Genomic DNA, 10,808 nt, shown 5'->3' on the forward strand with positions numbered 1-10,808 from the left:
GCCTTGACCACTGACCTCACCCAGCAAGAACGCCGGAACCAGGTCGAGATCTCCCTCGACCTCGAGGGCATGACCTGCGCCGCCTGCGCCAACCGGATCGAGAAGAAGCTCAACAAGGTGGACGGGGTGGCGGCCACCGTCAACTACGCCACTGAACGCGCCCAGGTGCTGGCCCCCAGGGGAGTCACCGTCCAGGACCTCATCCAGGTGGTCCAGGCCGCCGGGTACGACGCCCGCCCCACCGCCGAGGAGCCTCGGGAGGAACGGGCAGAGGTGCTGTGGCCCCGCCTGAGGCTGGCATTCCTGCTGGCCGTGCCCGTCATCGCGGTCTCCATGGTCCCGGCCTGGCAGTTCCCGGCCTGGCAGTGGGTGGCGCTGGCCATGACCTGCGTCGTCGTGCTCTGGTGTGGACGCAGTTTCCACGCCGCCACCTGGAAGAACCTCCGCCACGGCACCACGACGATGGACACCCTGGTCAGCCTCGGCACCCTCGTGGCGCTCGGCTGGTCCGTCATCGCCATGACCATCGGCCATGCCGGGACCATCGGCATGAAGCACGGGTTCAGCCTGACACTGGGGCACTCCGACCCGCTCGGCAACATCTACCTGGAGGCCGCCGCCGGGATCGTCGCGTTCCTGCTGCTCGGCCGCTGGATCGAGGCCCGCTCCAAGCGGGAGGCAGGGGCCGCGGTGCGAGCCCTGATGGAGGTGGCCGCGAAGGAGGCCACCGTCTTGCGCGACGGCGTGGAGACCACCGTCCCGGCCGACCGGCTCGCCGTCGGGGACGTCGTCGTGGTCCGTCCCGGTGAGAAGGTGGCCACCGACGGTGAGGTCATCGACGGCACCTCCGCCGTCGACGCCTCCATCATCACCGGGGAGTCCCTGCCCGTCGAGGTGGGCGTCGGTGCCCACGTCGTCGGGGGTTCCGTCAACACCACCGGGCGTCTCCTGGTGAGGGCGACGGCGGTGGGCTCGGCCACGCAGGTGGCGCAGATCGCACGGATGGTGGAGCAGGCGCAGACCGGCAAGGCCGAGGCCCAGCGGCTGGCGGACCGGATCACCGAGTTCTTCGTCCCCGGGGTCCTGCTGGTGGCCCTGCTCACCTGCATCGGACAACTGCTGGCAGGGGCCGGGTTCACCTACGCCCTCACCGCGGCCATCGCCGTGCTCATCATCGCCTGCCCCTGCGCGCTCGGCCTGGCCACCCCGTCGGCCCTGCTCGTGGGAACCGGTCGGGGTGCTGAGCTGGGGATCATCATCCGTGGCGCCCAGGCGCTGGAGAAGGCCCGGGCGGTGCAGACCATCGTGCTCGACAAGACCGGCACCCTCACCACCGGGGTGATGACCGTCCTCGCCGTGGAGCCGGCGCCGGGTCACACCCGCGAGGAGCTGCTGCGGCTGGCCGGTGCCGTCGAGTCCGGCTCGGAGCATCCCATCGCGCGCGCCGTCGTGGCGGCCGCGGGCGAGGCCCTCCCCGCCGCGACGAACTTCGAGGCCCTGCCGGGACGGGGTGTCGTGGCCGAGGTGGAGGGACGCCCGGTCCACGCCGGGTCCCGACGCCTGCTGGCTGACCTCCAGGTCACGGCCCCGGAACGGTGCGGGCCGGTCGGCAGCGAGGTCCTCGTCGTGGCCGACGGTGCACTCATCGGCCGGATCGTCGTCGGGGACAGCCTCAAGCCGGGGGCCGAGGAGGCGGTCACGCAGCTGCGTGGACTCGGGTTGGAGCCGGTTCTGCTCACCGGTGACGCCCGCGAGGTGGCCGACGAGGTCGCAGCGGCCGTCGGCATCACCCATGTCCACGCGGAGGTGCTGCCCGACGGCAAGGTGCAGGTCATCCGCGACCTCCAGGCGGAGGGGCGGCGCGTGGCGATGGTCGGCGACGGCGTCAACGACGCGGCCGCCCTGGCGACGAGTGACCTCGGCATTGCGATGGGGGCCGGGACCGATGCGGCGGCGGCTGCCAGCGACCTGACCCTGGTGCGGGACGACCTGGTGGGGGTGGTCGACGCGGTGCGGCTGTCCCGCGCCACGGACCGCACCATCCGGGGCAACCTGTTGTGGGCGTTCGCCTACAACGTCGCGGCCATCCCGATCGCGGCACTGGGGTGGCTCACCCCCATGATCGCGGGGGCCGCGATGGCGTGCTCCAGTGTCTTCGTGGTGCTGAACTCGCTGCGTCTGCGCACCTTCCGCAGCGCCAAGCTGGGCTGAGAGATTCTCAGGTTTCGTTTGGCTTTGAGGGGGACGTGGCCTAGGATGCTGGGGTCGGGCATCCCCGGCGAAAGTCAGACCAGAGTTCGACCAGGAGTCGTTGATGGCCAAGAAACACATCTGGATCCCCGCAGCCGCAGGAGGACTCGCGTTGACCCTCGTGGGAGGGGCCGCGCTGGCGACCGCCATGCACAAGAACGACGTGTCCCTCGTCGTGGACGGGGTTCCCACCTCGCTGTCGGTCCGTGAGGACACCGTCGGGGAGGTGCTGGAACTCGAGGGCATCAGCGTCGGGGAACACGACGTGGTCCTGCCCGCCACGGATGCCGAGGTCACCGACGGGATGGAGATCAGCGTCCTCTACGGTCGCGAGTTGAGCCTCACCGTCGACGGGGAGTCCCGCACCGTGTGGACCACCGCCCGTACCGTCGAGGAGGCACTGGCCTTCCTCGGCATGGACGCCTCGGATGCGAAGCTGTCCGCGTCCCGCTCCGACGCCATCGGTCGTGACGGCCTGGCGCTGGAGATCTCCACCGCCAAGAACGTCACCCTCACCCACCAGGGGCAGACCACCCCGGTGAAGATCGCCGGCACCGTCGGCGACGCCCTGGCCGAGGCCGGGATCGCGCCCGATGAGGACGACATCCTCACGCCCACCGCCGACACCGTGCTGACCGAGGGCCTCGAGATCAGCGTCGTCGTCGTCGACCAGTCCACCTCCACCAAGGAGGTCGCCATCCCCTTCGAGAAGACCGAGAAGGAGAGTGCGGACCTGAAGAAGGGCAAGAAGAAGGTCGAGACCAAGGGTGAGGACGGTGTGAAGACCGAGACCTACCTGGACGTCTACCACGACGGTGTGCTCCAGTCCTCCACGCTGCAGGGCGAGGAGGTCACCAAGAAGCCCGTCGACGAGGTGACCCTCGTCGGCACCAAGGAGGAGGAGAAGAAGGAGAAGGAGAAGAAGCCGGAGGAGCCAGCTCCCGGCGACGACTCCGGCGGTTCCGAGGACCTCACCCCGGCCACGGGGAACACCTGCAAGGCGTCGTACTACTGGCAGGGCCAGATGACCGCCACCGGTGAGCGTTTCAACCCGAACGACCTGACCGCGGCCCACAAGACCCTGAAGTTCGGGACCAAGGTCAAGGTCACCAACCCGTCCAACGGCAAGTCCGTGGTGGTGCGGATCAACGATCGTGGCCCGTACGTCGGGGGTCGTTGCCTCGACCTCTCCAAGGCTGCGATGGAGACCATCGGCGGCACCTCCGCCGGGGTCATCACGGTCAACTGGGAGATCGTCTGATCCCACAGATCTCCGCGACGGGCCAGCCAACCGGCTGGCCCGTCGTTTTGTTCTGATCTCGCCCGCGGGGGGGGGATGGAATGGGGGCAGAATGCCCCATGACCAGGGCAGGGGAGACGACGTCCGACGAGCAATCCGTGTTGACCCTCCGGTTGCACTGGCTGAGGCCCTTCCTGATCGGGCTCTCCGCGATACTGGGGGCTGCGGGGTGGTGTTCGGGGGCTTGATGATTCTCTCCGGCGGAGACAGCGAGGTTTCGTAGGTGCTGCCCGTGGCCGGGGTGCCCATGACCATCGGGGTGCTGTGTGTCTTGTTCGGTGTTGCCAGGACGTTCGGTCGGGCCATCTCCGTCGTGGATGGGGTGCTCGGCTTCTTGGCAGCGGCAGTGTTCTTCCTCTGGGGACGTGCCAGGGTCCGGGAGACTGTCGCGACCAGTGTGCAGGTGGACCTGGAAGCCGATCCGACGGCGCTGTGGGCGAGTGCGGTGATGGGTTGTCTCGGCAGTGGTTGCTTGTCGTTCATGTTGTTCGTGCTGCAGAGAGCCTCCGAGGTGGGAGTGGTGCCGAGGGAGTGCGCCCGGTGGCGAGGTGCGGCGGCCCTGTTGTGTGGGTCGTGGCGGCCCCGAAGGGTACGGCTGTGGCCTTCGCCAGCTGCATGGCCGAACAACGAATTCCGATCCAGGAGATCGAAAGTGGTGGGATGGGGGGCTGGAGAACGGACCCCCGGCCTTCGAGGCCCTGAGGACCGAGGCCGAGAAAGGCAGTCCGTGGACGGCCTGTCGTGTGCTCGATCCGTGGACGGGGGAGAACGGGACCGTCACACTGGAGCAGTTCAGTGACAAGCATGGAGCCTTGGGAGTTGGGATCTGGCTGAGGGGCGGGGACGCGGAGGAGGCCCTCAAGCTGGTGCGCCCGGAGGGCACCCTGGTGGGAGAGCCGGTCAGACCTGCTGTGCCGCCTGGAACCACCGGGGAATTCATGTGGAGCAACCGCACTCCGCACGGGATCGTCTCCGATTTCCAGTGCCGGAGTCAGACCGGGGCAGGGTTCTCGAACGTCATCGTGATGCACCGGTGACCCGGTGAGGTGACAGAGTGGGCTGCATGATGCGGGACAACGTGGATGGGAGTTCGGTGGTGGCTGCTCGGGTGCCGTTCGTGTGGCCTTTTCTGGTGGGCGTCATCGCGATGTTGTGGTTGTGTGGTGTGGTGTGTTGGGGGTTGGCTGTGGTGACCCGGCCGGGTGACGGGGCTGATCTGTTCGGTTTCTGGGTGCCTCTGGGGTTTCTGGTGTTGTTCGCTGCGGGTGCGGTGGCGGTGGAGCGTTTTGGCGGCCAGTCGTCGTTGTGGCCGGGGTTGTGCTGCAGTCTGGTGGCTGCATTTTTCCTGCTGTTGGTGGTCCGGAGTCTGCTTCGCGATCCGCCTCGGGGGCGGCGTGTCGATGTCGATGCTGATCCGTCGGTGTTGTGGACCGTTCTGGTGGCGGGGTGTATCGGGGTGGCGAGTCTGGTGCTGGCGTTGTTGGTTGTGCTCCGGGCCAGGGGATGGGCTGTGGTTCGGGTGGGGCAGCCCCGTGGGCGGGTGGTGGCTCTGCTGTGTGGGGTGCTGGTGGCGGGTCTCGGTACGGTGGGTGGGGCTGTCCTGGTCCGGGGGGAACTGGCATTGACCAGGGCGGTGACCACGACGGTACCGGATTCCCTGCCGGTGATGGCTCCGGTTCTTGATGTGAAGCAGGCGACGGGGGAGGTGGTGTGGACCCACGAGTGGCCTGAGGCGCAGGGGAATGTTGAGCTGCACGCAGGAGTGCGAGGGCCGATCGCGGCCGACCGTGACACCGTCATCGGGCTCGACGGGGCCACCGGAGAGGTGCTGTGGCGCCATGAGCTCCAGAAGCAGAAAGAGCTGAAGGGCCTCTGGAAGTCCTACGGGGAACCCAGGAAGTTGCTGGTCTCCCTCGACGGCGCCTCCACTGCCTTCCTCATCTGTTCGGAAGACATGGGAAGGAAAAACGACAGGGAAGACGAAGCAGCGCTGGTGGTGCTCGATGCCGTCACGGGCAGGCAGCGGTTCGCACTCAACCTTCCGAAACCGGCGGACCGGAGTGGACGCTGTCACCCACAGGTGGCGATGACCGATCACGTCGTGGTGGTGGACGGCATCGCCCACGACCTGGTGACAGGAGAACAACTCTGGAGCGTGGCCCCTGAACCCGGTTTCGTCAAGGGAGTCAACGGGGCCTCCCATCTGCTGGTGGCCTCGGACGACGATACCACGGTGCTCACGGAACAGGAACAGGAGGCCTGGATCACGGCCTGCTCCTCCTGCACCCTTGGACCGCAGGAGATCGTCTCGGATCAGGACCCGACGGCGGTGCTGGGAAAGGTGAGCCGGGTGGTCACCCACAGAAAACACCACGACGCTCCGATCATGGCGCGGGGCTGGTTGTTGGAGCACGATCAGGCAACGGGTGCCAACAGCTGGTTGAACCTTGACACGCGGCAGCGCATCCCGACAGGGACGATCCCTCAGGCGAACTACTCGGACTGGAAAACCGACACCCTGGCCGTCAGTGCCCCCGATGAGACCCCCGAGGAGGTGGCAGCGGACTCGCGCTGGGCCTTCCACGTGCTCGACCCCTGGACCGGGGAGACGGGCACCGTCATCGATCCCGGGGGCAGTCGCAGTGATGGGCCGCTGGGGGTGGGTGCCTGGGCCGTGGTCTCGTCCTACCACGCCCCCTTCGAGGTGCAGGGACCGGATGGATCAGTGATCGGGGCCCCTCTGGTGGTGCCCGTGCCCTCGGGGTACGAGGAGGACTGGTACCACATCGGCAGCATCCGCACCCCGCACGGGATCGCGACCGGTTTCACGTGGGGGCTGGACAGCTCCGTGATCGTGATGCACCGGTGAGAGGACTACTCTGAGGGTCATGGACGACGGGCACATCAGGGTTGGTGACGACGAGCGGAACGAGGCCGTCGCCAGGCTCCAGGAGTTCCACGTGGAGGGGCGGCTGACCTTCGAGGAACTGGAGGAGCGCATCCAGGCCGCGCTCGTCGCCAGGACCGGGGCGGACCTGGACCGGCTGTTCACCGACCTGCCCGGCGGGGCCGCCTGGCGACAGCCGCTGCCGGAGCCGGTGCTGCCCGTGATGCGGGACCGCTACGGCTCCCCGGACTCGGCCGGGTCACCGGATTCGCCGAACCCTGTCGAGTTCATGCAGGGCTCCCACCATGCTGCACGACAGCACCGGGGGAACGCCATCTGGTGGATCTCGACGGTGTTCGTGTTCGCGGTCATGTTCGGTGCACTGCGTGGCAGAGCATTCCTGTTGATCCCACTGTTCCTGGTCGGGATGGCGATCATGTCCAAGTGGACGAGCACCTCCCGGGCCCGACAGCAGGCATCGACACCCCAGCTCTCCCACCAGCAACGCAGCCAGGTGATGCGTGAGCTGGCCTCGGGCAACACCTTCCAGGCCATCCGGCTCTATCGAGGTTTCACCGGTGCCGACCTGCACACCGCCAAGATGACCATCGACGCCTGGCGCCGCGGCCTGCCGGGGTGACCCGAGGCCGTAGCAGAATGGGCCGGCATGGGGACGTCGCAGCAGGTCACGCATGGACCCACCACGGGGCAGTCGTGGGTACGGCCCACTCTGCTGGGTCTGGGTCTCGGGCTCGGGACCATCGGTGTGGGGCTGATGGTCGTCACCGGTGCCGGTCTCGGACTGCGGAAGGCAGTCACCGATCTCTCCCCGGTGCTCTCGGTCACCGCTGAGGCTCCTGCCACGCTGTCGGGAATGCCCGGGCCGCTCCCGGATGACACGGTGACAGGGGAACTGGTGGCCACGTTCACGTCCTCGGACCTCACCGGGGACGTGCAGGTCAATCCCGGGGCGCGGGGCCCGATCCTGAGTGATGACAACACAGTCATCGCGGTCGACGGTGCGACGGGGGAGCAACTGTGGCAGCACCAGCTCCAGAACTGGAAGGCCCATCTCACACCGGCGGGTCGCCTCATGACGGAGGGGTGGGATGACCGGTTGGTGCTGTCCCCCGACGGAACCGCCGCCGCCCTCGTCGTCCTCGGCGAGCATGAGTGCGTGCTGACGGTCCTGGATGGTCTCACCGGGCAGGTTCGCTTCACCCGCTCCTTCCCTTGCCACAAGGAAAGGATCTCGGTCACGGATCATGTCGTGGTGGTGGGGCGGACCGCCCATGACATCCATACCGGTGAGCAGAGGTGGAGCACCGAGGACTCCCGGGAGTTCCTGCCCGGTACCAACACCTCCTCCCGGCTGGTGGTGCTCCCCGACATCTCGGCGGCTGACGATCCGGTGCCGGGGTGCAAGCACTGCATCGTGACGCCGGTGCCGGTGGTCTCGGACCAGGACCCAAACGAGGTCGTCGCCCAGCTGGATCGAGCGGTCAGGAACCCACCGGAGCAGCAGCTGAAACTGCACCGGGGGTGGACCTTGGTCCATGACCCCTCGGACGGGTCGAACAGCTGGGTCGACATCGAGACCCTGGAGAGCAGGCAGGCTCCTGCCGGCGATCCAGAACTCGTGGGCTCGTACACCGGTTTCCCGAAGTGTTTCGGCTCCTCAGGGCCGGCTCAGGTGCTGGATTCGTGGACTGGCAGGGTCTGGGAAGCCCCTGAGGCGGATGATGGTGTGGGAGATGACCCATTGGCAGACAATGCAAGGGTCTCCCGTCGGTCCGGCACGAAGGAGCTGACCCTCATCAGGGGCGACGGCGAGCCCTTGGTCACCCCGATCCCACTACCTGCCCCGGAGGGGAAGTCGTACAGCTCCGGGTCCTGGGACATCAAGACGACTGTCCGTACCCGCGACGGCGGGGCTACGTTGCTGAGGTGGAAGGGCGAGTCGAACGAGGAACAGCCCATTCTGTTGGCCATCCATCGCTGATCGTCCGGTGTTCTCTGCCATTCCTCAGAGCTGCCCGGGCCTTCCGGAATGGCAGAGAACACCGAACTCACACTGCCCGGTCCGCCACCCGTTCGTAGAGCCGCAGCATCTCATCGGCCTGCGAGGCGATGCTCCACTGCCCGGCCAGGCGCTTCGACGTCGCCGTCGCGTTGCTGCGCCACTGCTCGTCGGGCAGCCGGTTGATGACCCGCATCAACGCCGCCGCGAGTGAGGCCGGGGTGGGGCGGGCCAGCTCACCGTTGACTCCCGGCTCCAGCACCAGCTGCAGACCGGGGTCCACCGAGACGATCGGCAGCCCCGCCAGGGCGGCCTCGTGCAGCACCAGCGCCTGGGTGTCGGTCTGGCTGGGGAACGCGAAGACGTCCGCCATCTGGTAGAACGCGCCCAGCGCGTCGCGTTTCTGCTCACCCGGCAGGATGATGTGTCCCCGGTCACGCCCTGCTGCCAGGATCTTCTTGATCCTGGGGTATCGCTGCCAGTCACCGACCACCATCAGGCGGGCATCGGGGCGCTGCGCGACCACCAGGTCGAACGCCTCCACCAGCAGCGGCAGACCCTTCTCCGGGGCGATCCGGCCGATGTAGAGCACGAGGGGTCCCGGCTCCCGGGGGAAGGGGGGCGGGCCGTCGGGCAGGGGGTCCACCCCGTTCGGCACCACGATGATGTTGGCCTCGGGGGCCAGTTCGCGGCAGCGGGCAGCGGTCTTCGGCGACGGTGAGGTCACCAGGTCGGAGCTGTCCAGCATCTTCTTGCACAGCCCCAGCAGGGTGGCGGTGGAGCGGCCCCGGTCCCCGAACCGGATGGCGGCCTCACGCAGGTCATCGGCGTCGACGATCTCACCGTGGGTGATCCTGGCGAAGGCCATCAGCACCCCACGCAGCAGCGGTAGGACCGCCGAGTAGTGGTCGGCGTAGGCGTCGAAATCGGTGTGCCAGGTCATCAGCAGGGGCTTGCCGAGCCGTTTCGCGGCCCACACCCCGAGCGCCCCGACGGTGCCGAGACCGTGCACGTGCAGCAGGTCGGGGTCGAGGGCCCGGATCTTCTCGATGGTTCTCTCGAACCGGGCACCGCTGGCCACCCTGGTCGGCATGTTCGGGACCCTGACCGACGGCAGCCGGATCTCGACGCGGCCGTCGCGCCCGAGATGGGGGTTGGGTCCCTTGGCCTTCGGGGCCACGACGACGACCTCATGGCCGGCGTCCAGCAGGTTTCCCTCCAGCTGCTGCACGGCGAACATGAGGCCGTTGCTGCCGGGCCCGTAGTTGTCCGTGAACTGGGCCACCTTCAGACGTCGGGTGGCTTGGGGCGGTTCATCCGTCACAGCGCAACTCTAGCCGACGTCCGGTCAGGTCGAGGTGGCTCGGGCAACGCCCGACCCGGCCAGACCCCCGGGGCGGCAACCACCATCCCATCCCACGTGGCATGAATCGCAGATGAAAGACGCCGGGCCGTCGTCACCTGCCACGGACGCTCTGTCGTCCTTCGTCTGCGATTCATTCCTGGGGGCGGCCTGTCAGGAGGACGTGGCGTTCCAGGCGTCGATGAGGGCAGGGAACAGATGACGCGGGTCGTCGCCAGGCATCGGCTCGAGGGCAGTTCCGGTGGCGGTGGAACGGAACTCACCCAGCGGCTCGACGGTGATGGTGAGCTCCCCTTCCCAGCCAAGGCTGCGTACCGCCAACGCGACCTCCTGCCAACCGTGCTGAGAGCCAGGAGCGAGCCTGAGGGTGAAGCGGGTGTCCGCATCCTGTTCGGATATCCTGCGGAAGCTGAGGGAGACGAGGCCGTGATCAAACGCCTCCCGGAGTCGTGGGATCCAGGCGCGTAACTGGGCAGCCGAACCGGTCAGGCCGAGAGAACCGGTGATGTCATCCTCAGGACCGCAGCTGATGAAGAAGTCGTCGGTCCAGGAGGAGGACAGCTCCACCAACGGAAGACAGCGATCCAAGCTGGTCTCGAAATTCACCGCGCGCAAGGAGAACTCGAACTTTCGCAGCTCATCCTCCCTGAGGAGAGCCGGAAGGATGTCGAGTTGATCTCGCTCAACACCTACGAGATTCAGTTGGAACCTCCCCGCCTTCAGCTCACTGATCGCGGATGGACCAGCGAGGGTTTCAGCAGCCAACACGAGGTCAGATTCCTCTGCGAGCACGATGCTGATGTCGCGCACCTCGAGCACCTCCACCCCTACCGAGGTCAACAGCTCGGCTGCTTCCCTGTTCCGGTCCAGAAACGAGTTCATCGCGGAACTCATCGGGTCCTGAGGCGACGACACCGTGCATGCGGACAACACGACGAGAACAAGGGCGGCGACGATGCCACGGAGGGACTTCATGGCAACAGGGTAG

At 67.4% G+C, this 10,808-nt stretch carries 8 protein-coding genes; 6 read left to right on the forward strand and 2 right to left on the reverse strand.

Annotation, left to right across the window (positions count from 1 at the left end):
- Positions 1-3: 3 nt before the first annotated feature.
- The 6 genes from EII34_RS06440 (at position 4) to EII34_RS06465 (ending at position 8,439) form a co-directional block, all read left to right on the forward strand.
- Positions 4-2,211: a heavy metal translocating P-type ATPase gene (locus EII34_RS06440; protein WP_260425064.1), complete on the forward strand. Its 2,208-nt coding sequence runs from the start codon at positions 4-6 to the stop codon at positions 2,209-2,211.
- A gap of 103 nt (positions 2,212-2,314) precedes the next feature.
- Positions 2,315-3,511, forward strand: a complete 1,197-nt coding sequence (locus EII34_RS06445) for a septal ring lytic transglycosylase RlpA family protein (protein ID WP_124844118.1) — start codon at positions 2,315-2,317, stop codon at positions 3,509-3,511.
- Between the two features lie 851 nt (positions 3,512-4,362).
- Complete coding sequence (locus EII34_RS06450) at positions 4,363-4,587, forward strand: hypothetical protein (RefSeq protein ID WP_124844120.1); 225 nt, start codon at positions 4,363-4,365, stop codon at positions 4,585-4,587.
- 26 nt (positions 4,588-4,613) lie between these two features.
- A complete protein-coding gene (locus EII34_RS06455) occupies positions 4,614-6,419 on the forward strand; it encodes an outer membrane protein assembly factor BamB family protein (RefSeq protein WP_124844122.1) in 1,806 nt (601 codons plus the stop codon).
- A 19-nt stretch (positions 6,420-6,438) separates the two neighbouring features.
- Positions 6,439-7,077 carry a DUF1707 SHOCT-like domain-containing protein gene (locus tag EII34_RS06460; RefSeq protein ID WP_221620218.1) on the forward strand — a complete coding sequence of 213 codons (639 nt, stop codon included), beginning with the start codon at positions 6,439-6,441 and terminating at the stop codon, positions 7,075-7,077.
- Between the two features lie 27 nt (positions 7,078-7,104).
- Positions 7,105-8,439: an outer membrane protein assembly factor BamB family protein gene (locus EII34_RS06465; RefSeq protein ID WP_124844124.1), complete on the forward strand. Its 1,335-nt coding sequence runs from the start codon at positions 7,105-7,107 to the stop codon at positions 8,437-8,439.
- 67 nt (positions 8,440-8,506) lie between these two features.
- Here the strand turns inward: EII34_RS06465 and EII34_RS06470 are convergent, their stop codons facing one another.
- Positions 8,507-9,781: a glycosyltransferase gene (locus EII34_RS06470; protein ID WP_124844126.1), complete on the reverse strand. Its 1,275-nt coding sequence runs from the start codon at positions 9,779-9,781 to the stop codon at positions 8,507-8,509.
- Between the two features lie 192 nt (positions 9,782-9,973).
- Positions 9,974-10,795: a hypothetical protein gene (locus tag EII34_RS06475; RefSeq protein WP_124844128.1), complete on the reverse strand. Its 822-nt coding sequence runs from the start codon at positions 10,793-10,795 to the stop codon at positions 9,974-9,976.
- Positions 10,796-10,808: the final 13 nt, after the last annotated feature.

Source organism: Arachnia propionica (assembly GCF_003859805.1).
Classification (GTDB): domain Bacteria; phylum Actinomycetota; class Actinomycetes; order Propionibacteriales; family Propionibacteriaceae; genus Arachnia; species Arachnia propionica_C.

Bases quoted from the DNA above. Each gene is read 5' to 3' on its own strand.
- EII34_RS06445 (WP_124844118.1), top strand. From the start codon at position 2,315: ATGGCCAAGAAACACATCTGGATCCCCGCAGCCGCAGGAGGACTCGCG.
- EII34_RS06455 (WP_124844122.1), top strand. From the start codon at position 4,614: ATGATGCGGGACAACGTGGATGGGAGTTCGGTGGTGGCTGCTCGGGTG.
- EII34_RS06460 (WP_221620218.1), top strand. From the start codon at position 6,439: ATGGACGACGGGCACATCAGGGTTGGTGACGACGAGCGGAACGAGGCC.
- EII34_RS06465 (WP_124844124.1), top strand. From the start codon at position 7,105: ATGGGGACGTCGCAGCAGGTCACGCATGGACCCACCACGGGGCAGTCG.
- EII34_RS06475 (WP_124844128.1), bottom strand. From the start codon at position 10,795: ATGAAGTCCCTCCGTGGCATCGTCGCCGCCCTTGTTCTCGTCGTGTTG.